Origin of the sequence: Algoriphagus halophilus, from assembly GCF_041729275.1 — a bacterium.
Classification (GTDB): domain Bacteria; phylum Bacteroidota; class Bacteroidia; order Cytophagales; family Cyclobacteriaceae; genus Algoriphagus; species Algoriphagus halophilus_A.
Genome location: NZ_CP146486.1, coordinates 3,772,501 through 3,797,557, shown reverse-complemented (window position 1 = coordinate 3,797,557; position 25,057 = coordinate 3,772,501). Strand labels below are relative to the sequence as shown.

The window sequence follows — 25,057 nt, the reverse complement described above, 5'->3', positions numbered from 1 at the left end:
AAAAAGGTCAATGAATTGCTCCATTGACCTTTTTCCAGATTCTTAAATATCAAATTTTATCCCTTGTGCTAAAGGAAGTTCCGAAGAATAATTAATCGTATTGGTTTGTCTTCGCATATAGGCCTTCCATGCATCTGAACCAGATTCTCTCCCTCCACCAGTCTCTTTTTCACCTCCAAAAGCTCCGCCTATTTCCGCTCCTGAAGTACCTATATTGACATTAGCTATCCCGCAATCAGATCCAGCCACAGACAAGAAGGCTTCAGCTTCCCGCATATTTAAAGTCATGATTGCTGAGGACAAGCCTTGCGGCACCCCATTTTGGATGGCAATTGCCTCCTCAATGGTTTCATATTTGATTAAATATAGAATTGGAGCAAAAGTCTCATGTTGCACAATCTGGTAATGATTTTCAGCTTCATAGATTGCAGGTTTCACATAGCATCCAGACTCATAGCCTTCCCCTTTCAGCACACCACCTTCTACCACAACCTTCCCTCCTTCTTCCATCACTTTTTTGGTTGCTGCCAGATACATATTAACAGCATCCTGATCAATTAATGGACCCACATGATTTTTTTCATCCAGGGGTTTCCAATTACTAGTTTTGAATAGGCACTTGCTAACCTGTTTTTTACCTCCTCAAATACAGAGGAATGTATGATTAATCTTCGGGTAGAAGTACAACGTTGCCCAGCTGTCCCAACGGCCCCAAACAAGGCTCCTCTGATCGCCATATCAATATCAGCTTCCGCGGTAATGATGATCGCATTATTACCTCCTAATTCCAACAAAGACCTTCCTAATCTGCTCCCTACAGCTTGACCAACCAATTTCCCCATTCGGGTAGAACCAGTCGCGGAAACCAAAGGAACCCTAGGATCATGAGAGATCATTTCTCCAACTTTGTAATCCCCTATAATCAAGGAACAAATTCCTTCAGGCATTCCATGTTTTGCAAATACAGCAGAGGCGATTTTTTGACAGGCAATTCCTGACAAAGGTGCTTTTTCAGAAGGCTTCCAAAGACATACATCCCCGCAAACCCATGCCAATGCAGCATTCCAGGACCAAACAGCTACCGGGAAATTGAAGGCGGAAATAATCCCTACAATCCCTAGTGGATGCCATTGTTCATACATGCGATGACCTGGACGTTCAGAGTGCATGGTCAATCCATAAAGTTGTCTGGAAAGTCCTACCGCAAAATCGCAGATATCAATCATCTCCTGAACCTCTCCTAACCCTTCCTGGTAGGATTTCCCCATTTCGTATGATACCAATTTTCCCAGATCGGCCTTTACCTCTCTTAATGCATTTCCAATCTCCCTAACAATTTCCCCTCTTTGCGGGGCAGGAACTTTCCTCCATTGGATAAAAGCCTTTTGCGCTTCTTCAATCAGAGAATCATAACTATCCTTATTTGCCAATTGAACTTCGGCAATCAATTTACCGTCAGCGGGTGAATATGAAGAAATATACTTTTCTCCTGAATCCAGCCAATTTACACCTGTAGATGCACCAAGATTTTTGGGTTGAATCCCTAGCTTCTTTAAAGATTCTTGGATTCCAAAATGATCAGTCATAATTTGGGTTGTTTATTTAATGCTTTCAAAGCTAAAAATATTTGAAGGAATCATTATCGAACCTGCTCTTTAATTCAGCCCCAAGATGGACAGGAGGTTGATTTTTCTGAACCCTCTATCAAATTTATCGCTAGTATTAATTTTATAAATGAGATTGATTCGATAGTTCCCAGTATTGATTGAATTATTATAGTCAGCCACTTTCACTAAATCGGACTGCTTGTAAACATAGTTTGCATTGATGGAAAACCTGTCATTATTATATCCGAAAAACCCTCTCAAATAATAGGTTGGGACTAGCCCCCAACTTTTTGCCTTATCTTGATTTTCCCATTCAGAGAATCCCAAACTTAGGTTTGCTGAAGCCACTCCCGTAAGAAAGAAACCTCCTCCGAAAACCAAGGTTCCTGCTAAGCCTGCATTTGGTCCTCCTTGGAAATACCTGGATTTTCCAAAATTGTATTTCGCGTCTATCTGCTCAGTGGTAGGGATCAAAAGAGAATCTCCTTCAATTGACCCGCCGTAAGCTTCAAAACCTACAAATGGAGAAAAAGCTGATCTTTTTTGGATATCCTCTTGGGTAAAAGATGCTTGAAGAGACAACTTCTCTCCAAAAAACAGGTAATTTACATTTAGCCCAACCGTGATTAACCTCATATCTCTCCTTGGATAAGGTTCCGTTGAATTTTGAAGGAATTCCGGGTCTATTGAATACCCTTTATAAAACTGACCTAAAAAATCAATAATGAAATTTTTAGGATAGGTATGTGCTTGTAAATCCAGGTATTTAGGCCAATTCTTATATCGGTTAGGATTCATGAAACCTAATGGTGCTGCTACATTAATGGTGACTCCTTGGTAGGTGAATCCCAACCCCAAATTTAATCCTGAATTAGGCTTATAGCGATAACCTCGATCCCTCCGGGAACATTCACCACCAAGTCAGTATATTTTTGGGAGGTATAAAGCCGAAAGAGCATTTTCTTAGACGCACGCTCTACATAGCTAGAATCATAACCAGGTTTCTTTTCCTGAGCGGTGACAGCTAAAACAGGAACAAGACTGAAAAATAAGTAAATGAAGTATTTAGGAAATCGAACCATCCAAATGAATTATTCCTAAAAGTTCTATTTAATTTTGAAAAAAAAATCCAGATCGTAATCCGGATTTTTGAAAACTGATAGAGTTCTGAAAATGGAATTCTATTCGAATTCAAAGTCTTAAAAAATCAAATAATAGAGAAAAGTTGTTTAATCACCGCTATAAATTTATCATATTCATTTAATTAAACAAATTATTGTTTGGATTTTTTAGTTTATTCAAATAAAAAAAGGCTTTAACTTTGATTAATAGCATAATTAACAATTTGATTTTACTGAACGCCAACCTTTCTCTTTTACTACAATCAAAGCCCTATGAGTACCCCATCCCCTCTTGTTTCAATTATTATCCCTTGCTACAACCAAGCTGAATATTTGAAAGAGACAGTTTTATCAGCCCTGGCGTCAGATTATTCTCCTTTAGAAATAATTATTATTAATGACGGATCAACGGATGGAAGTGAGGAAATCGCCAAAAACCTAGCTTCAAAACATGAATTGGTAAGTTATATTCATCAAAAAAATCAAGGAGTTGAGATAGCTAGAAATACCGGTATCAAAGCTTCCTCTGGAACGTATATTCTACCCTTAGATGGAGATGACCTAATTTCAACCAATTACATCAGTGAAGCAGTAAAAGTTTTAGAAAACAATCCTCAAGTAAAAGTAGTGTATTGTGAAGCAATGAAATTCGGCCCAAAGGGCAAAAATATTGGAAACTGAAATCATTTGACATCAATGCTCTAGCAAGAGACAATATGATTTTTGTTTCCGCACTATATAGAAGAAAAGACTGGGAATTGATTGGAGGATATGCAGAGGATTATAATCTCGGAAGGGCCGATTGGGAGTTTTGGATCAACATGCTTAAAGATGGAGGGGAAGTTGTCCAACTGCCATTCATTGGCTTCTATTATCGACTCACGGGAGGAATAAATAGCCTGAGAAAGCGTACCGGTTCTGATGAAGCAAAAAGGAAAAGAATCGCATATCTCAATGCCAAATACCCTGAATTCTTTGAGCGGGAATTAAATGGCCCATTACGTTTTCAAAGGACCTGGTCAAAACCCTACAACACCCTTTTAAAATTCTTTGGAAAACTTTAATCAGATCTTATCCAAGCCTTTCCAGAATTTCAAAAAGTAGTACTTCAAAGGATTGGTATATTTCAATTGTTTCCAAGGCCTGCTCGCATGAGGTCTATGCCATACAGGAGAATCCATCAGGACGTAATTCTCAAAATCCAGCTCAATAGATTTTTTGATATAAAGGTATCATACCAATCTTTGGCCTCATCCAATTCAGTAAAATCAAACGCTTCCAAAAAAGGAAGTGAAAAAAGAGTACAACAAAAACTTAGGCTTCGATGAGTTGAAATAACCTGCTCTTTCACCCCTTTGAATTTCAAATAAGGGAAATTCACAATCCCTTGTTCATCTACAGTCACGGAACCTACCAAACCGGATTTCGGATGAGTCGCTTGAAATCTCAATAAACTTTCAATGGTAGTTGGTTTTACCACCACATCCGATTCTATCACTAACACTGGTAATTCCTCCTCAAGCCCCATCTTTTGGGCCATTTGCAAAACCAACTTGTAATTCGGAGAAGGATGATCGGTGAGGTCTTCTATGTGGATCAAATCATAACCAATTTCAGCTCGTTCCTCCTCGAGTTTCATTTTCGTTTCTTCGGTACTGAAATCATTAAAAATCACATGCTTTACAGGAACAGATGAAGCTGCAATAGCTCTTGCAGTATCCAATGTGGTTTCAATGGAATTTTTAACGGGGGTGATGACAATCGCGTTGACCATAAAAAAGATTTGTTCAAAATTACGGCTTTCTGACAAGGCAAAAAAATAACCCTGAAATTCTTCAGGGTTAATATTTCTAGATTCAAATTCTTAAGCTAGTTCTCCCAGAGCCTTTTTCATTCTTCCCAAGGCCTCTTTTAACTCCTCTTCTGAAGCAGCATAGGACAATCTTACGCAGGAAGGTGCACCGAAAGCAGCGCCAGTTACCAATGATACATTGGCTACCTCCAATAAATACAAACAAAGGTCATCTGCATTATTGATGGTTTTACCATGAGCGGATTTACCAAAGAAGGCTGTAACATCAGGGAAGAAATAGAATGCGCCTTCAGGTACATGTGTTTTGATTCCTGGAATCTCTTTCAATAATCCCATCACCAATTCTCTTCTTTTGAAATAAGCTTCCGCCATTTCTTTTGATGGAGTCTGATCCCCAGCGATTCCCGCCAAAGCAGCTCTTTGAGCGATACCAGTTCCTCCTGAGGTAAACTGACCTTGGATTTTTTCGACAGCTTTTGCCATAAACAGAGGAGCGCAGATATACCCCACTCTCCAGCCTGTCATTGCATATCCCTTGGAGAAACCATTCACTGTGATTGTTCTTTCAAACATTCCAGGGAAAGAAGCAATACTGTAATTTCTACCCACGAAGTTGATCAATTCATAAATTTCGTCAGCGATCACCATGATATTATCATGCTTCAAAATCACTTCAGAAATTGCTTCTAATTCTTCTTTACTGAATACTGATCCAGTTGGATTACAAGGAGAAGAGTAAATCACTGCCTTGGTTTTTGGAGTGATCGCTTCTTCTAATTGTGCGGCAGTAGCCTTAAAATTGTTTTCAAGAGTTCCTTCAATCAATACCGGAACACCACCAGCCAATTTGATAATCTCTGCATAACTTACCCAATAAGGAGAAAAAATCACTACTTCATCTCCTTCATTGATCATACACATGAAGACATTAGCAATAGAGTGCTTCGCACCGGTAGATACTACTATATTTTCTGCTTTTGCTTGAGAGATTTCATTCTCTTCTCTTAATTTCTTTGCGATAGCCTCTCTCAAATCCTGATAACCTGCCACAGGAGGATAGGAGAAATATTTTCCCTCATCGATCGCATCTTTGGCTGCTTCTTGGATGTGCTTAGGTGTTTTAAAATCTGGTTCACCGAGGCTCAATCCAATGATGTCAATGCCTTGGGACTTCAGCTCTCTGGCTTTCTTTGCCATTGCCAGTGTAGCTGATTCTTCCATATTAATAATCCGATCTGATAGAATAGAATTCATTATTTTCTGTGGTTTATTCAAAATCCCTCAAAAATAGAGAGAAGATTATAAAATCTAAACAATTGTCTGCTTTTGATAATGAAATGTTATTTTTGAAATGAAATACTCGGGAGGAAATTCCGTTTTCTGCATATAATGAGCAAGTTTTCTTTTCTTCTTCTATTCTTCCTTTTACTCAGTAAAGTAGCCTGGACTCAAAATAATGATTCCATCACAGATCCTGACTCTTCAGGCGTAGTCAACTCCAGTCTATTGCCTACCACGATGCCTCTTCTTCTATTTGATGAAAACAAAGAAAAAGAAGAGAAAAAGGAAAAGAAGAAAAAGGAACGTAAAAACATCTGGTTTGGAATTAAAACCAGAAGAGGGTATGCCAAGAGAGAAATTAGAGGCCAGGAAATTTATGAGTACTTCAATTACACCGAAGACTTTAGAAGACCGGACCCTTATATCCGAGATGTATATTGGTTCGATACCCAAGAAAGAAGCATCCGTACTTCTGGATATGAGGAAGGAAAAGGTTATTTATTGCATGGACCTTACGAGCGAACCATCAATGAGACGGTGGTAGAAAGTGGCATGTTCTACTATGGGACAAAGCATAAAACCTGGATGCTATTCGACTCTAACAATGTGCTTCAAGACAAAAACCATTATACGGAAGGCTGGCCAAAAGAATCTAGAATCTCTTATTATGAATCCAGCTCAAGAACCGTCGAAGAAATCATCCCGATTCAGTATGGCTTGGAGGAAGGAAATTATTTCTATTTCTACGACGACAAACAAGTTGCCGTAACTGGGGAATATCAATACGGAGAAAAAGTGGGACTTTGGACAGAATATTGGGACACTGGAAATACGAAAGCGATTCGAAAGCGAGAAATCCAATATCAGGAGGAGCCCTATACAAAAAATTTCCGCCCTTATATTCGTGCAGAATGGGATAAGGACGGAAACTTGGTTTATAGAAAAGAGATGTAATCCCTTATTTTTCTCTATATCTAAATTGCTGACCACCTACAGAAGCTTCATACATTAACCCTCCTTTGGCTCTGGTAAATACCGCCACACCATCAATGTATTCTGCATTTAAAGAAGCACCGGATGCAGCTGCCACAGCAGAAACCTGTGCCGCCATTTCAATCTTACCTTCTTTAAATCGATCAAACTCTTCCTCAGATTCAAAAAAAACTACTTCACTATAAGCCTGCCCACCTGCTTGAAATCCAATAGTCACCTGAGTCATTCTAGCATATCCGATCATTTCTCCCTGTTCAAAAGCAACCCCGTTTCCTGCAGCTCCTCCTACTCCTAGTCCCCCTTTACCCACATTTGGCAAAATAATATAGGCATAAGATTGATCGAAAAATTCCTGCATGTCGGGATCATCTTTTAAAAAGGCAGCTTTTGCTTCTTCACTATCTTCAATAATCTTCTTGTCTTTGTCATTTTGGGCAAAAGCAACACATGCTAAAAATGACATACTGAGGGTGAATACTAACTTTTTCATTTTTCTAACTAATAGATGGTTTGTTTTCAATAAAAGGCATCTTCAAAATGCTTGAAGTTTATTTCGCCTGATTTGTTCCTGTAAACGCCAATAATGTCAAATCGGATATCAAAATTCCAATTATTATCATGTATATACTGATCCGCAGCCTTGATGATTAACTTCCTTTTGGTGTAGTCTACAAACTCCTCTGCATAACCAAAACCAGTGCCAGAGCGATATTTCACTTCTACAAAAACCAACAGCTTTTGATAAGAAAGAATTAAATCTATTTCTGCATAACCATGGCGGAAATTCATCTCTTTCAATTCATATCCTTTTGAAATGAGCCATTGAGCTGCGAGCTCCTCCGCCATTCTCCCTGATTTATTGTGTTCTGCCATCTTGAATAATTGCTTAATTTTGAAAAAATATTGAAAGACAGGTTCAAAAATGGTTTTAAGGAAAACCAATTAAACTACTAGATGAACGAAATTATTAATAAAAAGGTAAAATTCCGAGACTTAGGGTTGATGGATTACCAGGAGGCCTGGGATTTTCAAGAATCAATATTTGCAAAAACGGTTGCCCAAAAAATTGAAAACCGGAAATCTTCAGTAGATCAACAGACACCCACAGAAAACTATGTGTTTTTTGTTGAACATCCTCATGTCTATACATTAGGAAAAAGTGGTAAAGAGGAAAATTTATTATTAGATCAGAAAGGTCTTGAAGAAAAAAAGCTACCTATTATAAGATCAATCGAGGTGGAGATATCACCTACCATGGCCCGGGGCAGCTTGTAGGATACCCTATTCTGGACTTGGATAATTTTTTTACTGACATCCATAAATACTTGAGGCTGTTAGAAGAAGCCATCATTCTGACTCTGAAAGAATACCAAATAGAGGCAGGAAGAATTGAAGGATTAACGGGAGTCTGGATTGACTATATAGAACAAAAGAATCCAAGAAAGATATGTGCCTTGGGAGTAAAGTCCAGTCGATGGGTGACAATGCATGGGTTCGCTTTCAATGTCAACCCAGATCTAAGTTATTTTGGAAACATCATTCCTTGTGGGATTGATGATAAAGCAGTAACCTCTTTGAGCCAAGAATTAGGAAGAGAGGTTAATCTTCAAGAAGTAAAAGAAAAAGTTAAAAATCATCTCATTAATCTTTTTGAGATGGAATTAGTAGATTAATACATGAAAAAGGATATCGATTTTCATCCGGTTACAGGGGTAAAACTTGCTATTGCTAAACAAGAGACCCCTAATGGGGTAGAATGGGGCGTTTATATTTTCAATCTGAATTTGATAGAATTGAAAACCATCATGATTACATCCAAAGGATATGGGATATTAGATGGAGAGAAAAGACAAACTTCTACTTTGCGTCATATAATTGAGGAGTTGGGGCCAGAAGAAATGGCCAAGATTGAACCGATTGATCCCGCAGTCTTTTCGTTGACCAATGAATTTTGGGTGAGTTATTACATCCTTGATCAAATTTTTGATAAAAAGTTTATATTTACTCCAGGTAGCTTTGATCCTGCCAACATTCAAATGATCCCTGAGTTAGGTTTAGAAGGGATTCTTCACGCATAACTCCAACGTTTATGGCTAACTTTTTTGATCAATTAGGGGACATCCTATTTCTAGACATAGAAACTGCATCTCTTACAGAAAAATTTGAAGACCTGAGTTCGAGGTTGCAGGACGAATGGATCAAGAAAGAAAAACTAATCCAGAACGAACATGGAAAAGTAGAGCCAGGAGCCTTATACTTTGATAAAGCTGGAATTCATGCTGAATTTGGCCAGGTGATATGTATAGGAGTAGGGTATTTTCAGTGGAAAAAAAGGACAAGAAGCTCATTTTTAGATCTAAAGTTTTTGCAAATCCTGACGAACGGGAACTTCTTTTGTCATTTAATAGCTTATTAGGGAAGAAAAATGGATTCTTTGTGCACATAATGGTAAAGAGTTTGATTACCCTTACCTTTGCAGGAGAATGCTGGTACAAGGAGTTTCCTTGCCTGAACCCTTACAAATAGCAGGAAAAAAGCCCTGGGAAATTAGGCATTTGGATACTTTAGAACTTTGGAAGTTTGGTGATTACAAACATTACACCCGACTGGAACTTTTAGCTGCAGTTTTTGGCATCCCCACTTCCAAAGAAGACTTGGATGGCAGCCAGGTCAACACCACTTTTCATTTAGAAAAAGACATTAACCGAATCAAGAAGTACTGTCGCAAAGACGTTGAAGTTACTGCCCGCGTTTATTTAGCCATGCATCCACAATTAGACGAGATGGAGCTAGAAATGGTACACTTAGAAGATTCACCAAAAGATCATAAAGATTAATGCAAAAAGGCATGATAATCTTTATACATTGGATTAACACAACAACCCCGACACATGGGAAGAAAATCAGACAGAAAAAATCAAAAAATAAGAAAAGAGGACATAGCAACGATACGGCAAATTTAACGAGACGTATCGTCCAATTTTTAGACTCCAATTATGGAGAAGAGTTCAACTCGAAACAGATTATCAAAAAATTAGAAATACGGGATTCCCTCAGTAAGGGAGCGGTAGATTCTGTGCTTTCCAAACTGTTAGAGAGTGGTCATGTCTCAAAAAACCCTCGTAACTATTATTCCTCTACCAAAGACCCAAACTTTATAATAGGCACAGTTGATTATGTCAACCCGAGATTTGCCTTTGTAATTCCAGATGATCCCACTCAAAACGAGGGAGACATTCTAGTCAAAGAAGCTGATATGAAGCAAGCTCTTGATGGAGACAAAGTGAGAGTCATGGTCAAGCCCCTAAAAGGGAAATTCGGAAAATCCGAGGGTAAAATATTAGAGATCATTGAGAGAGACCGGGATGAATTTGTGGGTAGAGTAGAAATATCTCCTCGATTCGCTTTTGTGGTTCCGGATTTCGGAAAAAAATGCACAAAGACATTTTTGTGCACAGAGGGGATCTTTTAGGAGCAGAACATAATCAAAAGGTAGTTGTCAAACTCACCGAATGGAGAGATGGTGACAAAAACCCAACCGGTAAAGTTACAAGAGTTTTAGGACAGGCAGGCTTGCACGAAGTGGAAATCCATTCCATAATGGCAGAATTTGGTCTTCCCTTTGAATACCCTCAGGAGCCAGATGCAGAGGCTAATGCCATATCAGATAAAATCACAGCAAAGGAAATCAAAGCAAGAAAGGATTTTAGGGATATTCCCACTTTCACCATTGACCCAGCCGATGCCAAAGATTTCGATGATGCCATATCTTATCAAGTGCTCCCTAATGGCAATTTAGAAGTAGGAGTGCATATCGCTGATGTCACGCATTATGTTCGCCCCAAAACTGCTTTGGAAAAAGAGGCATACAATAGAGCTACTTCTGTTTATTTGGTAGACAGAACGATTCCAATGCTTCCTGAAAGACTAAGTAATGGCTTGTGCTCTTTAAGACCCAACGAAGATAAACTTACCTTCTCTTGTGTATTTGAAATGGACAGAGATGCCAATGTTATTAAACATTGGATAGGTAGAACAGTTATTCATTCCGATCGAAGATTTGCTTACGAAGAGGCACAAGAAAATATCGACTCTCAATCCGGTGATTTCTTTAATGAATTGACGCTCTTAAACAACTTGGCAAAAAAAGTTCGTAAAAGAAGGTTTGATCACGGCGCTGTGAATTTTGAAACCGTTGAAGTGAAATTTAAACTGGATGAAAAAGGAACCCCTTTAGGCCTGATTGTCAAAGAGCGGAAAGATATTCACAAACTGATTGAGGAATTCATGTTGTTGGCAAATAAATATGTAGCAGAATTTATCTTTAAAAAAGGTAAAGGAACTGATACCTTTGTTTACCGGACCCATGATTCCCGGACATGGAGCGCTTGGATACTTTCTCAGGATTTGCCAAACGATTTGGGCATGAATTCGACATTGAGAACGAGCGAAAAATCTCCACGGCATTGAATAAGTTAATGGATGAGATTCAAGGTAAGCCTGAGCAAAATGTACTCGAACAACTTGCTATAAGAAGCATGGCAAAAGCAAAATATACCACTGAGCCAAAAGGGCACTTTGGGTTAGCGTTTGCACATTATACACACTTCACCTCACCCATAAGGAGATATCCCGACATGATGGTCCACCGATTATTGGATCATTATCTTCAGGGAGGAAGTCTCCAGATGCAGAAGAATGGGAGCAAAAATGCGTTCACTCTTCCGAAAGAGAAAAGAGGGCAGCAGATGCTGAAAGAGCATCTATCAAGTACAAGCAAGTAGAGTATATGTCCCTTGCTGAAGAAAAGGATTATGAAGGAATCGTGAGTGGAGTGACTGAATGGGGGTTTTGTGGAGATTTCGGAAACGAAATGTGAAGGGATGATTCGTGTACAAGACATGGATGATGACTATTATGATTTCGATCAGAAAAATATGAGATTGATCGGATCAAAAACAAAGAAAATGATCACTCTGGGTGACAAAGTGAAGGTCAGAGTAGTGAACACGGATATAGACCGTAGAACAATAGATTTGGAATTTGCAGACAATGAAGGAAAAAAGCCACGCGGCCGAGCTATTAGATAAATTAGAGACTTTTTTAAAGTCACAACGTTTTGGAGAATCACCCAAAGAGCTTTACGAACCTTTAGAATACATCTTAAGCCTTGGAGGAAAGAGAATTAGGCCTTTATTAAGTCTGATGGCCTATGGGATGTATAAAAATGATCCTGGATCGATCCTGAAACAAGCTTCTGCCATTGAAGTTTTCCATAACTTCACCCTGATGCATGACGACATCATGGACCAAGCCCCGCTCCGAAGAGGAAAGGATACGGTCCATGAAAAATGGAATGCCAATACCGCGATTCTTTCTGGAGATGTCATGTTGGTAAGAGCATATGACTTGCTTTGGAAACCCCTCCTAGCCTTTTACACGAAGTAATTCAGCTGTTTAATAAGACCGCAGCGGAAGTTTGTGAAGGACAGCAATTCGATATGAATTTCGAAAGTATTTCAAACGTAAAGGTTGCGGAATACATCAATATGATCCGCCTTAAAACCGCAGTACTTTTGGGATGTGCCTTGAAAATGGGAGCATTGTTAGGTGGAGCAAATGAGTCAGAAGCCAATAAACTGTATGATTTCGGAGTGAATATCGGGATAGGCTTCCAACTCAAAGATGACTTACTGGATGTGTACGCCGACCAAGCCAAATTTGGCAAGCAGGTAGGAGGAGATATCATCTCCAACAAAAAGACTTTTTACTCATCAAAGCCTTGGAATTGGCTTCTGGTAAAGATGCCAAGGAATTGGCTTATTGGTTGTCTCTGGAGGAGTTTGATAAAGAAGAGAAAGTAAAGGCAGTGAAAGGCATTTACCATCAACTTGGAATTAAGTCCATCGCAGAGGATGAAATGAATCGTTATTTCCAAGCTGGGTTTGATTTATTTGATTCCATCAAATGCAATCATTCCTCCTACTTTGAAGAACTCAAGCAGATCACCGAAGATCTAATTCACAGAGAAAAATAAGCATGAATTTATCTATCACAGTGGTCCTGATTATGATCACGGTTGCAACCAGCATGATTGGTTTTAATAAACCAGAGTTTATCAACCGATGGATGTTTGTCCCCTATTTGATAAAGAACAGAAAACAATGGGACCGATTTATCACTTCTGGATTTATCCATAAGGATTACATGCACCTACTATTCAATATGTTCACTTTCTTATTTTTTGGAGGTTTTGTGGAACAGTTTCTGGCCTATCAATTTGGTGGCATGACAGGTGGAATTATATTTGTCCTTTTCTATTTAATAGGAATCATTGTTTCTGACATCCCTACCTATTTAAAAAATCAAGACAACAGCTACTATAGGGCTCTGGGAGCTTCTGGAGGGACTGCGGCCACGGTGTTTGCAAGTATCATCATTATGCCTTTAGCAGACATCTGTTTGTTTGGGATTTTATGTCTTCCTGGGTTTATTCTAGGTGGAATCTTCTTAATCTACTCCTACGTGAAAGGAAAAAATTCAGATGATGCGATCAATCATGACGCCCACCTGTATGGAGCTATTTTCGGGATCTTATTTATATTAATTATTTCACCCGAGAGTCTTTTACAATTTATAGCACAAATCAAGTCGTATAGACCATTTTAAAAAAGCTCCCGATAAAAATCGGGAGCTTTTTCATTTATTTCTTGATATCCAGTTTGGTCCTCATTTCATCAATATTGAAAATTTTGGAGATTTGGTTTTGTTCCAATTCCTTGAAGCGAGCTAACTGAACATTGATTTTCTCAGTCAATTCTTCCTTCACCTCATACGACTGGTCCGTAGGGGCCCAATCTCCATTTCCAACTACCGAGCTCAAATGAGCCAGTTTGTTATTCAATCTGATCGGGAAGTTCAAGGGATCCTGACGACTTTGATTTTGAGTCTGATACAAGGTTTTTTCAATTTCATCCATTTCCTCCTTGATCAATTCTAAGTTGGCAGGTTTCGTCTCTAAGCTATCCATTTCAGTTCTGTATTGACGGATCAATTTAATTACTCGATGGGTCTCTGTCAGTTTATCTCTGACATCCAATAAATAGTCATATTGTGCGACCAAATCCTGCTGTGAAGATTCATATCTTGGATCAGCGAGCACTTTGAATGTCTTTTCTTGGGATTCCCCGTCCAAGGTCATTTTTACTTTATAGGTACCAGGAACAACTTTTGGGCCTCTTAAATTTCCACCCCACATAATCAATCCTTCAAATCCTTCCGCATCTTCTACACGAAGGTTCCAGTTAAATTCATTGCTACCGGCTTTGACTTTCAAGGTATCACCATTAATTCCTTTTGTAGAGAATGCTCTCAAAGGAATATCATTCGCGTCAAAGAATTCGATTTTTAACTCTTCTTTTGGTTCTTCCTTGATGTAGTAATAAACCAGTACCCCTCCTGCTCTATTCGTTCCCGCAGTGGCGCTTTTTCTACTCACACCATCTATTCTATAAGAATCCTGTGGCTTGAATAAAGTCAAGGAACTGTTTTCCATTCCTGGCTCAGCTTGATGCAGCACGGTCAAATCATCAATAATCCAAAACGAACGACCCTGGGTAGCAGCAATCAAATTATTCTCTTTGATCGCCAAATCTGTAATCGGAACAATCGGAAGATTTAATTGTAGTGAATGCCAAGAGGCCCCATCATCTTTGGAGTAATACATGCCTGTTTCTGTACCTGCGTAGAGCATACCTCTTTTTACAGGATCTGCTCTTACTACTCTGGTGAAATGCTCAGGATCAATTCCATTGGTGATTTTTGTCCAGGTCTTACCATAATCCTTGGTCTTATAAAGGTATGGTTCATAATTTCCACTCTTGTAACCAGTAGCTGCAAAATAAGCTTCAGCAGGATCATAAGGACTCGCTTCAATACTATTAATTTGCAACCACTCTGGCATTTCTGATGGAGTTACATTCTGCCAAGTAACACCATTATCTTGAGTAACGTGTACCAACCCATCATCAGAACCAGCCCATAGAACTCCTTCTTTTACTGGAGATTCTGCAGCCGTAAAGATGGTTGCATAATATTCTACAGAAGTATTATCCTTCGTAATTGGTCCTCCCGAAGGACCTAACTTACTTTTATCATTTCTAGTTAAATCCGGCGAGAACACTTCCCAACTTTGCCCCTCATTAGTGGATCGATGGAATTGGTTACTGGTTGTGTAAAGCAGTTTAGGATTATGAGGAGAAAAGAAAATAGGAAAATTCCATTGGAAGCGGTACTTCATATCTTCAGCTCCATGTCCCATTGGGTTATTTGGATACACATTGACAGTTCTGGAGGTACCATTGTCATGATTCTCCCTAGTCAAATAACCACCATAAGATCCACCATATACAATATCATTGTTCAAAGGATCAGGTGCAATCCAACCACTTTCACCTCCAGCAGTAGGCTCCCAATCTGCTTCCGTAATGGCTCTTCCATCATTTCTATGTGCAATCCTTACTGTCGAATTATCTTGCTGTGCTCCATAGATTCTGTATGGAAAACTATTGTCCGTTGTCACTCGATAGAACTGTGAAGTAGGCTGATTCATCAAGGATGACCAGGTAGTCCCTCCATCTTCTGTAACTTGAGCACCTCCATCATCCGCTATAATCATCCGTTGATTATTTTCCGAATCTATCCAAAGATCATGGTGATCACCATGAGGAGCATTGGCACTTTCAAAAGTCTTACCTCCATCTGTAGATTTATGGTAGCTCACATTCAACACATAAACTGTTTCCTCGTCTTGAGGGTCAGCAAAAATTCTGGTGTAATACCAAGCTCTTTGTCTTAGGTTTCGATCTTCATTAGTTTTCTCCCAAGACTCTCCTCCATCTTTGGAAACAAAGACACCCCCATTTTCATTTTCAATAATGGCGTAGATTCTATCTGAATTGACGGGGGAAATAGATACCCCCATAATTCCAAGTAATCTTCTTCTGGAAAGCCTTCTTTCTTGGTCATGTCTTCCCAAGTCTGACCTCCATCTGTTGATTTAAACATTTTAGAGTTTGGCCCACCGCTTTCTAAACTATATGGAGTTCTTTTAATGTCCCAAGTAGTCGCAAAAAGGACTTCAGGATTATTGGGATCCATCACCAAATCTACAGCTCCTGCTACATCCGAAGCGAAAAGAACCTGGTTCCAGGTTTTACCTCCATCCGTCGTTTTATAGACTCCGCGAGTGGCATCAGGCTTAAAAATATCTCCCAGCACTACAGCATAAACTACATCTGGATTTTCTGGATGAATTCGCATTCGAGAGATAAATCTGCTTTTATCCAACCCTGCTCTTTCCCAGGTTTTTCCTGCATCAACACTTTTCCAAACTCCATAGCCAAAAGAAACATTTCCACGTACGGTTTTTTCACCACCGCCTGCGTAAACCACACTTGTATCACTTTTTGAAACTGCTACAGCTCCCATAGATCCTCCAAAGAAACCATCAGATACAGGCTTCCAAGTAGCACCTGAGTCTACAGTCTTCCAAATACCTCCTCCTGTGGATGCGAAATAATAAGTGTGGTCGCTCCCTTCTACTCCGGTAACCCCGTCAGATCTGCCTCCTCGATGAGGTCCAACCAGCCTCCATTCTAAGGCCTCGTATATTTCGGTTTTAGGGATTTCCTGAGCAGAAGAAACTGCTGCTATTCCCATCAGAATACATAGTATTCCGTAACGTATTAGTTTAATCATAAGAATTAATTTGGTGGTTTCAAGTCAAAAAATAGGAAAAGTCTTTGGAACAACATTCAAAAAAATGACTGTCGGCAGAATAAAAAAATGAAGGCATAAAAAAAGCCCCAACTTTCGAAGGGGCTTTCATTATCTATTAGATGATTTTAAGCTTCTGCAGGTAATACACTTACATAAGACTTACCATCAAACTTTTTCTTGAATGTTACAACTCCATCAGAAAGAGCGAACAAGGTATGGTCTTTACCAACACCAACATTCTCTCCAGCATGATGCTTTGTACCTCTTTGTCTAATAATGATGTTTCCAGCAATTACTTGCTCACCACCAAATTTCTTCACACCCAATCTTTTGGAATGTGACTCTCTACCGTTTTTGGAACTACCGACGCCTTTTTTGTGTGCCATGGTTTTATTCTTTTATGTTTTCAGAGAGAAAACTTATAGTACAATATTTTCGATCAAAACTTTAGTGAAGTCTTGTCTGTGACCGTTCTTTCTTTTGTAGCCTTTACGACGCTTCTTTTTGAAGACGATGACTTTATCACCTTTTACATGATCTAGGATTTTCCCAGATACCTTGGCTCCTTCTAATAAGGGAGCTCCTACAGACACAGAGCCGTCAGCTTCTGCTAACAAGACTTGGTCAAATTCCACGGAAGCGCCAGCTTCACCTTCCAGCTTTGGAGCGAAGACGAACTGATCTTTTGTTACTTTGAACTGCTTTCCTGCGATGTTTACAATTGCGTACATGAGTATTTTGAATTCTTAGTCGAAATCGGAGTGCAAATATAAGGAAGATGATTGGAACAAAAAAACAATGCAGAAAAATATCTAAAGTCTTGTACCTTCGTCTTGTCAAGTAGGATTCGCTTAAAATAAACTGATCTATTTTGAATAAAAAATTCCTTCTAAATTTTCTTTCCCATTTGACATAAAATTGAACTGACTCTCGGGCTATTGATTGATTATCAATTGATTATTTTTCTTTTTTGAAAAGAATATTTTTTGACCAACGTTCAAAATCAAGCTTGAATTTTGGTAAAAAAAACTTTTTAAACTTTCTCAAAAAATTTTAAAGCGCCATTTTCGGCCATTATAGCTTATCTTTTACTTTATATACCTAATTATATTTCATTGTTACACTGTATTTTAAACAGTTTTTGACCAACGGTCAATATTAACCTTTAAGTAGGTCTTTAGGGGTTTTATTTGTCCGATTTGGTTCACATATTTGTTCATGGGCTGTACTGAAAGGGCAGCTTTTCCTATCAAAAGGGAGTTTTAACTAATACATAGAAAACCCAAACAGCTTAATTAGGGATTCAAATTTACAGAGAACGATGCAGCAAGAACCAATTTTATCAGAGAACAAAAACCGATTCGTGTTATTTCCAATTCAGCATGCCGACATCTGGCAGTTTTATAAAAAAGCTGAAGCAAGTTTTTGGACAGCAGAAGAAATTGATTTAGGCCAAGATATGGTAGACTGGAAAAGTCTGAATGATGGTGAAAGACATTTCATCTCCCATGTACTTGCATTCTTTGCCGCGAGTGATGGAATTGTCAATGAGAATTTGGCCGAACACTTTGTAGCTGAAGTACAATATACTGAAGCTAAGTTTTTCTATGGATTTCAAATCGCCATGGAAAACATCCACTCTGAAACTTATAGTCTCCTTATTGATACCTATATTAAAGATGCCGCTGAAAGAGATAAACTTTTGAATGCAATCGAACATATAGATTGTGTGAAGAAAAAGCAGACTGGGCTCTTCGATGGATTGATAATGGATCCTTCCAGGAAAGACTGATTGCCTTTGCCGCTGTGGAAGGTATTTTCTTCTCAGGCTCTTTCTGCTCTATATTCTGGTTGAAAAAAAGAGGTTTGATGCCAGGCCTTACTTTTTCCAATGAATTGATCTCAAGAGATGAAGGACTACACTGCGATTTTGCTTGTCACCTCTACACGGAGCATGTGGTAAATCAATTGCCAAAAGAGACAGTAAAAGAAATCATCATTGATGCAGTGACCATCGAAAAAGAATTTGTAACCGATGCGCTCCCGGTAAGACTAATCGGTATGAATGCGGACTTAATGTGTCAATATATAGAGTTTGTTGCTGATAGATTATTAATGGAACTAGGCTGTGAAAAAGTTTGGAACAGTACTAATCCGTTTGACTTTATGGACATGATTTCCCTTCAAGGTAAAACCAATTTCTTTGAGAAGAGGGTTGGAGATTACCAAAAAGCCGGGGTGATGAAATCCACTGAAGCACCAGATTCATCCCCAAGATTCTCCATTGGTGAGGACTTTTAATAATATCAATCTACCTACCCTAAATCTCCAAAGTATATGTTAGTAATTAAAAGAGACGGAAGAAGAGAGTCCGTTAGATTTGACAAAATCACGACTCGGATCGAAAACCTATGTTATGAATTAGACCCAAAATTCATACAGCCAATTGAGGTAGCAAAAAAAGTAATTGATGGATTGTACGATGGCGTAACCACTACTGAGCTAGATAACCTTGCAGCAGAAGTTTGTGCATCTCTAACCGTTAAGCACCCTGATTATGCAATTCTAGCGGCTAGAATTGCTATTTCAAACCTTCATAAAACCACCAGTCAGTCTTTCTCTAATACCATGAAGAGATTGTACACTTATATCAATCCAAAGACTGGTGAAAACGCATCTTTAATTGATCCGGAAGTTTACGGTATTATTAAAAAGAATGCAGCAAAACTAGATGCAGCCATTGACTACAAAAGGGATTTCGGGTATGATTATTTCGGATATAAAACTTTGGAGAGAAGTTATCTGATCCGTCTAGATGGCAAAGTGGTAGAAAGACCTCAACATATGCTGATGAGAGTGGCTGTAGGTATTCATAAAGGGGATATGGATTCTGTATTGGAAACCTATAACCTACTTTCTGAAAAGTGGTTTACGCATGCGACCCCTACTCTTTTCAATGCAGGTACACCTAAGCCTCAACTCTCTTCTTGTTTCTTATTGACAATGAAGGATGATAGCATTGATGGTATTTATGATACCTTAAAGCAATGTGCTAAAATCTCCCAGTCGGCAGGTGGAATTGGTCTATCTATTCACCATGTAAGAGCAAAAGGCTCCTATATCAAAGGAACCAATGGGGTTTCCAATGGAATTGTCCCTATGCTAAGAAACTTTGACATGACTGCCCGATATGTAGATCAAGGTGGAGGAAAGAGAAAAGGTAGCTTTGCTATTTATTTGGAGCCTTGGCATGCTGATGTAAAGGATTTCTTAGAATTGAAAAGAAACCATGGTAAAGAGGAAATGAGAGCGAGAGATTTATTCTATGCGCTTTGGATTCCAGATTTATTCATGAAAAGAGTAGAGCAAAATGAAAGCTGGTCTCTATTCTGTCCAAATGAAGCACCGGGATTATCTGAGTGCCATGGTGAAGAGTTCGAAAGACTTTACGAAAAGTATGAAAAAGAAGGTAGAGCTCGTGAGACCATCAAGGCTCAGGAACTTTGGTTCGAAATCCTAGAATCACAAATTGAGACTGGAACCCCATACATGCTTTATAAAGATGCTGCCAATGGAAAATCAAACCAGAAGAATCTAGGAACTATCAAGTCTTCCAACCTTTGTACTGAAATCATTGAATATACTGCTCCAGATGAAGTAGCAGTTTGTAATTTGGCTTCTTTGGCTCTTCCAAAATTTGTAAGGACAGGACCTGATGGAAAACTATTCTTTGACCATCAGAAATTGTATGAAATTACAAAGGTCGCTACCAGAAACCTAAACAAGGTAATTGATGTAAACTATTACCCTGTTGAAGAAGCAAGACGATCTAATTTTAGACATAGACCAATTGGTTTAGGTGTGCAAGGTTTAGCGGATGCATTCATCATGTTGAGAATGCCATTTGAATCAGCGGAAGCTAAAGGTCTAAACGAAGACATCTTCGAAACGATCTATTATGCAGCAGTAGAAACTTCCATGGAACTAGCTACCGTAGAAGGAACCTATGAAACATATGAAGGATCACCAGCTTCTAAAGGAATTCTACAGTTTGATATGTGGGGGGTAACTCCAAAATCAGGCCGTTGGAATTGGGATTCGTTGAAGGAGAAAGTAAAGAAAAACGGGATGAGAAATTCCTTGTTAGTAGCTCCAATGCCAACTGCTTCTACCTCTCAAATATTAGGTAATAACGAATGCTTTGAGCCGTACACTACCAATATTTACACAAGAAGAACCCTTTCCGGAGAATTCATCGTGGTAAACAAGCACTTAATGAAAGATTTGATTCAATTGGGTCTATGGAATGACACCATGAGAAACAGATTGATTTCTACCAATGGTTCTGTTCAATCTCTTCCTGGAGTACCTCAGAATATCAAAGATCTTTATAAAACCGTTTGGGAGATTTCTCAGAAAGTGGTGATTGATATGGCAGCTGATAGAGGAGCATATATCTGTCAATCTCAAAGTATGAATGTCTTCCTTCAGGATCCGAATTTTGGGAAACTTACATCCATGCATTTCTATGCTTGGAAGAAAGGTCTAAAAACCGGTATGTACTATTTGAGATCTCAAGCTGCAGCAAGTGCTATTAAGTTCACCTTGGATAAAACGAATTTGGAACCAAAAGCAGAAAAAGCACAGCAGGTAGAAATTGATTCAAAAACACAAAAACAAGATGCTATTTCTTGTTCATTAGATGATCCGGAAGGATGCGAAATGTGTGGAAGTTAAAATATTTAGAGTTCGTTAAATGATAAAATGCGTTTGATTATATCAAACGCTTTTTTTATTCCCAATTAAAATTAAAGAAATGGACCTATCTCTTATAGAACAAAAGCTTACCTCATTGAATGAGGAAAGTCAAGCAGAATTTGGAATGATGACTGCCCAGCATATGGTAGAGCACCTCACGATCACTCTTAAATTGGCATCTGGAAGAATTGCCTATCCTCCTTTCACTCCCAGTGAACAACAATTGGAATGGAAGCAAGCTTTATTGTTTACTCCCATGGAATTTCCAAAGGGGATTAAGGCACCTGGAATTAAAACACATGAATTAATGCCTTTAAAGTATCCCTCCTTACAGGAAGCAAAAATCCAGTTGTTCAAAGCGATCAGGGAATACAATACATTTTTTGAAGAAAACCCTGATGGATTGACGAATCATCCCCGTTTTGGAATGATGAATCACCAGGAATGGGAATTATTTCACCCGAAGCATTTTAAGCACCACTTAGGCCAATTTAATTGTTGGTAAGAAAGAGAGTCCATCCTCCTAGGTAAACTTCTTAAACAAGTCGAAAACACTTCTAAAAATGGTCTGCGATCCGGATCCATTCACTATTATTTAAATAAGGTCATTGGATAGAAAGAATCCATGACAGAAGGCCTGGGCATAAACTAAAAAGCCAGCAATCTGGCTGGCAAGAAGACAGGGGACCTTAGGATCGGTTTTGTTTCTTGGGGGCCTAAAAACACAAAAGCCCTTCGGACAGATCCAAAGGGCTTGAATAATGTGGCGGCCCCCGATTGTTATCGTGGGCTTCTCTCCCGGGTGTGGTATCCTTGGTGTAGCAGAGCTAACCCGACAAGGCGATCGGGATGGGAAGAGGTAATCCTTATTTGCAAGTATGCAGTGGTCAGTGGTCAGGCTTCAGTCCTGATCCCGTTGCTTCTACTATATTCAGCTCTTGATTCATTGCTCCTGATACCTGATGCCTATGCACATTCATGGCTCTGTGCAGGAGTTGAAAACCCCTGAAAACACAAAAGCCCTTCGGAGTGATCCAAAGGGCTTGAATAATGTGGCGGTGACCTACTCTCCCGGGTGTAACCCCAGTACCATCGGCGCTGCAGGGCTTAACTTCTCTGTTCGGGATGGGAAGAGGGGACTCCTGCGCTAGGCCGCCTAATCTGTAAGTATACAGTCATCAGTGATCTGTGATCAGCTTTTCCTGTATCTAATATCTTAAGTTCTTCTTCGGTAGTAGGTAATTCATACTTGATACTTCCTACTTCTGACTTTAATAACATGTCTTGGCAGAAACTGTAACAAACAGTGTATTTTTGGGCAATTAGTACTACTCAGCTATGACATTACTGCCTTTACACCTGTAGCCTATCAACGCCAATGTCTTCCTGACGGCCCTATTTGGAAGTCTCATCTTGAGGGAGTTTCCGCACTTAGATGCTTTCAGCGCTTATCTCTTCCCGACGTAGCTACCCCCCCCCCCCCCCCCCCCCCCCCCCCCCCCCCCCCATCTGGCATCACAACCGCACCAGCGGGTCAGTCCAACCCGGTCCTCTCGTACCAAGGTCAGGTCCTCGCAAACTTCCCACGCCCGCAACAGATAGGGACTGAACTGTCTCACGACGTTCTGAACCCAGCTCGCGTGCCACTTCAATGGGCGAACAGCCCAACCCCGGGACCTCCAGCCCCAGGATGCGACGAGCCGACATCGAGGTGCCAAACCTCCCCGTCGATATGAGCCTTTGGGGGAGATCAGCCTGTTATCCCCAGCGTACCTTTTATCCTTTGAGCGACGGCCCTTCCATTCAGAACCGCCGATCACTATACCCGTGTTTCCACCCTGCCTGGCTTGTCGGCCTTACAGTCAAGCTCCCTTATGCTATTGCACCTCGCGGTTACCAAGCGTACTGAGGGGAACCTTTGGAAGCCTCCGTTATCCTTTTGGAGGCGACCACCCCAGTCAAACTACCCACCAAGCAATGTCCCCATTCGGGGTTAGATACCAAACAAACAAAGGGTGGTATTTCAACAGTGACTCCACGAATCCTGGCGAACCCGCTTCATAGTCTCCCACCTATCCTACACATCATTTGTCCAGTACCAATGCTAAGCTGCAGCGTGCAGTGCATGGGGTCTTTCCGTCCCGCGTTGCGGTACGCGGCATCTTCACCGCGACTACAATTTCACCGAGCTCATGGCTGAGACAGTGCCCAGATCGTTACACCATTCGTGCAGGTCGGAACTTACCCGACAAGGAATTTCGCTACCTTAGGACCGTTATAAAGTTACGGGCTGCCGTTTACTGGGGCTTCATCTCAGGAGCTTCTCTCTGCGATAACTCCCCCTCTTAACCCTTCCAGCACCGGCAGGTGTCAGGCCTTATACTTAGTCGTTAACCTTTGCAAAGCCATGTGTTTTTGTTAAACAGTCGCCGCCTTTCACTGCGGCCCCGATTGTCGGGGCGCCCCTTCTCCCGAAGTTACAGGGCTATTTTGCCGAGTTCTGAATATGATTCATCGCCGAGCACCTTTAGGATACTCTCCTCGACCACCTGTGTCGGTTTGCGGTACGGGTAACGGTTACCGCCATCGCCAGTTTTTCTGCCCTTAGGATCACTATCCGATTGTCCGTAAACGCTCGGTACTATCAGCTTCGGCTAAACCCACGCATTTAACTATGGGTCCAATACCTACTACCTTTAACGCGGTATTCCGTCACCGCGCGGGATCTTTCATCACCTGTCGCTCCATCACCTGTATAATAAAGGGCGAATATTAACCCATTTGCCATCGACTACCCCTTCGGGTCTGGCCTTTAGGTCCCCGACTAACCCTGATCCGATTAGCGTTGATCAGGAAACTCTTGGCTCCTACGGTGTGCGGGTTTCTCGCCCGCATTATCGTTACTTATGCCTACATTTGCTTTTCCGGGTGCCTCACCAGCTGACGCTGTAGCTTCACCGCCGTTGAATGCCTCACCACCGTCCGCCGGTGGCGGACAATCCTTCGCTTCTTCGGTACTATGTTTGATGCCCGATTATTATCGACGCTCTGTCGTCGACCAGTAGAGCTGTTACGCACTCTTTAAAGGAATAGCTGCTTCCAAGCTAACCTCCTGGCTGTCTCTGCAACTGGACCACCTTTGTTCAACTTAACATAGATTTGGGACCTTAGCGGAAGGTCTGGTTCTTTCCCGGACTGGGACTCAGCACCCCAGCCCTCACTGCCGGTTCTGTATGACGGCATTCGGAGTTCGTCAGGATTTGGTAGGATTTGACTTCCCCTAGTCCTATCGGTGGCTCTACCTCCGTCATACAATTCCCGACGCTGTCCTAAAAACATTTCGGGGAGTACGAGCTATTTCTCAGTTTGATTAAGCCTTTCACCCCTACCCACAGCCCATCCGAAACTTTTCAACGTTTATCGGTTCGGTCCCCCGTATTGTGTGTTACCACAACTTCAACCCGGCCATGGGTAGATCACTAAGTTTCGCGTCTACCCCCACCGACTCAAGCGCCCTTTCAGACTCGTTTTCTGCCCGGTACGGTACTGAATACCTTACCTCGCTGATGAGAGCACCAGGCTCATTATGCAAAGGCACGCCGTCACCACATCGCGTGGCTCCGACCGCTTGTAAGCGCACGGTTTCAGGTTCTATTTCACCTCCTATTCGGAGTACTTTTCACCTTTCCCTCACGGTACTAGTT

17 protein-coding genes, 2 rRNA genes and 6 pseudogenes (1 of these 25 cut by a window edge) are annotated in these 25,057 nt (G+C 40.4%); 13 read left to right on the top strand and 12 right to left on the bottom strand.

Annotation, left to right across the window (positions count from 1 at the left end):
* Positions 1-42 precede the first annotated feature (42 nt).
* The 3 genes and pseudogenes from V8V91_RS20325 to V8V91_RS20315 form a co-directional block, all read right to left on the bottom strand.
* Positions 43-1,586, bottom strand: a pseudogene (locus V8V91_RS20325) (aldehyde dehydrogenase family protein).
* Positions 1,587-1,655: 69 nt separating this feature from the next.
* The gene (locus V8V91_RS20320) at positions 1,656-2,459 is read right to left on the bottom strand and encodes a DUF4421 family protein (RefSeq protein ID WP_373396954.1); all 804 of its coding nucleotides are present in this window, start codon (positions 2,457-2,459) and stop codon (positions 1,656-1,658) included.
* Between the two features lie 8 nt (positions 2,460-2,467).
* Positions 2,468-2,689, bottom strand: a complete 222-nt coding sequence (locus V8V91_RS20315) for a hypothetical protein (RefSeq protein ID WP_373396953.1) — start codon at positions 2,687-2,689, stop codon at positions 2,468-2,470.
* A 312-nt stretch (positions 2,690-3,001) separates the two neighbouring features.
* Between V8V91_RS20315 and V8V91_RS20310 the strand changes: the two genes are divergently transcribed.
* Together V8V91_RS20310 and V8V91_RS20305 are read left to right on the top strand one after the other, a co-directional pair.
* Entirely contained in the window at positions 3,002-3,409 is a 408-nt protein-coding gene (locus V8V91_RS20310; protein ID WP_373396952.1) for a glycosyltransferase family 2 protein, read from the top strand.
* A gap of 35 nt (positions 3,410-3,444) precedes the next feature.
* Positions 3,445-3,792, top strand: a complete 348-nt coding sequence (locus V8V91_RS20305) for a hypothetical protein (RefSeq protein ID WP_373396951.1) — start codon at positions 3,445-3,447, stop codon at positions 3,790-3,792.
* 116 nt (positions 3,793-3,908) lie between these two features.
* Here V8V91_RS20305 and V8V91_RS20300 read toward each other — a convergent pair whose 3' ends face one another.
* Together V8V91_RS20300 and V8V91_RS20295 are read right to left on the bottom strand one after the other, a co-directional pair.
* Positions 3,909-4,502, bottom strand: a complete 594-nt coding sequence (locus V8V91_RS20300; RefSeq protein WP_373396950.1) for a glycosyltransferase family A protein — start codon at positions 4,500-4,502, stop codon at positions 3,909-3,911.
* A 90-nt stretch (positions 4,503-4,592) separates the two neighbouring features.
* On the bottom strand, positions 4,593-5,795 hold the full coding sequence (locus V8V91_RS20295) for a pyridoxal phosphate-dependent aminotransferase (protein WP_373396949.1): 1,203 nt from the start codon (positions 5,793-5,795) through the stop codon (positions 4,593-4,595).
* A gap of 135 nt (positions 5,796-5,930) precedes the next feature.
* On the opposite strand from V8V91_RS20295, the gene V8V91_RS20290 reads away from it, so the two are divergent.
* Positions 5,931-6,776: a toxin-antitoxin system YwqK family antitoxin gene (locus V8V91_RS20290; protein WP_373396948.1), complete on the top strand. Its 846-nt coding sequence runs from the start codon at positions 5,931-5,933 to the stop codon at positions 6,774-6,776.
* A 4-nt stretch (positions 6,777-6,780) separates the two neighbouring features.
* Here V8V91_RS20290 and V8V91_RS20285 read toward each other — a convergent pair whose 3' ends face one another.
* On the bottom strand, positions 6,781-7,305 hold the full coding sequence (locus tag V8V91_RS20285; RefSeq protein ID WP_373396947.1) for a YSC84-related protein: 525 nt from the start codon (positions 7,303-7,305) through the stop codon (positions 6,781-6,783).
* 26 nt (positions 7,306-7,331) lie between these two features.
* Positions 7,332-7,688, bottom strand: coding sequence for a YraN family protein (locus V8V91_RS20280; protein WP_373396946.1), 357 nt, complete (start codon positions 7,686-7,688; stop codon positions 7,332-7,334).
* An 81-nt stretch (positions 7,689-7,769) separates the two neighbouring features.
* On the opposite strand from V8V91_RS20280, the pseudogene lipB reads away from it, so the two are divergent.
* From lipB to V8V91_RS20245, 7 genes and pseudogenes are all read left to right on the top strand, one after another.
* Positions 7,770-8,488: pseudogene (gene lipB, locus V8V91_RS20275) on the top strand (lipoyl(octanoyl) transferase LipB).
* A gap of 3 nt (positions 8,489-8,491) precedes the next feature.
* Positions 8,492-8,893, top strand: coding sequence for a hypothetical protein (locus tag V8V91_RS20270; RefSeq protein WP_373396945.1), 402 nt, complete (start codon positions 8,492-8,494; stop codon positions 8,891-8,893).
* An 11-nt stretch (positions 8,894-8,904) separates the two neighbouring features.
* Positions 8,905-9,231, top strand: coding sequence for a hypothetical protein (locus tag V8V91_RS20265; RefSeq protein ID WP_373396944.1), 327 nt, complete (start codon positions 8,905-8,907; stop codon positions 9,229-9,231).
* 67 nt (positions 9,232-9,298) lie between these two features.
* Positions 9,299-9,652, top strand: a complete 354-nt coding sequence (locus tag V8V91_RS20260) for a hypothetical protein (RefSeq protein ID WP_373396943.1) — start codon at positions 9,299-9,301, stop codon at positions 9,650-9,652.
* Between the two features lie 11 nt (positions 9,653-9,663).
* A pseudogene (rnr, locus tag V8V91_RS20255) lies at positions 9,664-11,905 on the top strand (ribonuclease R).
* A pseudogene (locus V8V91_RS20250) lies at positions 11,868-12,852 on the top strand (polyprenyl synthetase family protein). Before rnr ends, V8V91_RS20250 begins: the two co-directional pseudogenes overlap by 38 nt.
* Before the next feature lie 2 nt (positions 12,853-12,854).
* Positions 12,855-13,484: a rhomboid family intramembrane serine protease gene (locus tag V8V91_RS20245; RefSeq protein WP_373396942.1), complete on the top strand. Its 630-nt coding sequence runs from the start codon at positions 12,855-12,857 to the stop codon at positions 13,482-13,484.
* Between the two features lie 34 nt (positions 13,485-13,518).
* Here V8V91_RS20245 and V8V91_RS20240 read toward each other — a convergent pair.
* From V8V91_RS20240 to rplU, 3 genes and pseudogenes are all read right to left on the bottom strand, one after another.
* A pseudogene (locus V8V91_RS20240) lies at positions 13,519-16,574 on the bottom strand (glycosyl hydrolase).
* A gap of 146 nt (positions 16,575-16,720) precedes the next feature.
* Positions 16,721-16,981: a 50S ribosomal protein L27 gene (rpmA, locus tag V8V91_RS20235; protein ID WP_074222821.1), complete on the bottom strand. Its 261-nt coding sequence runs from the start codon at positions 16,979-16,981 to the stop codon at positions 16,721-16,723.
* A 33-nt stretch (positions 16,982-17,014) separates the two neighbouring features.
* Complete coding sequence (rplU, locus tag V8V91_RS20230) at positions 17,015-17,326, bottom strand: 50S ribosomal protein L21 (protein WP_373396941.1); 312 nt, start codon at positions 17,324-17,326, stop codon at positions 17,015-17,017.
* 590 nt (positions 17,327-17,916) lie between these two features.
* Between rplU and V8V91_RS20225 the strand changes: the two are divergent.
* The 3 genes and pseudogenes from V8V91_RS20225 to V8V91_RS20215 all read left to right on the top strand — a co-directional run bounded on the left by V8V91_RS20225 (position 17,917) and on the right by V8V91_RS20215 (position 21,858).
* A pseudogene (locus V8V91_RS20225) lies at positions 17,917-18,896 on the top strand (ribonucleotide-diphosphate reductase subunit beta).
* Positions 18,897-18,932: 36 nt separating this feature from the next.
* A complete protein-coding gene (locus tag V8V91_RS20220) occupies positions 18,933-21,332 on the top strand; it encodes a ribonucleoside-diphosphate reductase subunit alpha (protein WP_373396940.1) in 2,400 nt (799 codons plus the stop codon).
* A 79-nt stretch (positions 21,333-21,411) separates the two neighbouring features.
* Complete coding sequence (locus V8V91_RS20215) at positions 21,412-21,858, top strand: DUF1569 domain-containing protein (RefSeq protein WP_373396939.1); 447 nt, start codon at positions 21,412-21,414, stop codon at positions 21,856-21,858.
* 545 nt (positions 21,859-22,403) lie between these two features.
* Here the strand turns inward: V8V91_RS20215 and rrf are convergent.
* Together rrf and V8V91_RS20205 are read right to left on the bottom strand one after the other, a co-directional pair.
* A 5S ribosomal RNA gene (rrf, locus tag V8V91_RS20210) occupies positions 22,404-22,513 on the bottom strand.
* A gap of 142 nt (positions 22,514-22,655) precedes the next feature.
* Positions 22,656-25,057: ribosomal RNA gene (locus tag V8V91_RS20205) — 23S ribosomal RNA — on the bottom strand; it runs 462 nt beyond the window's last position.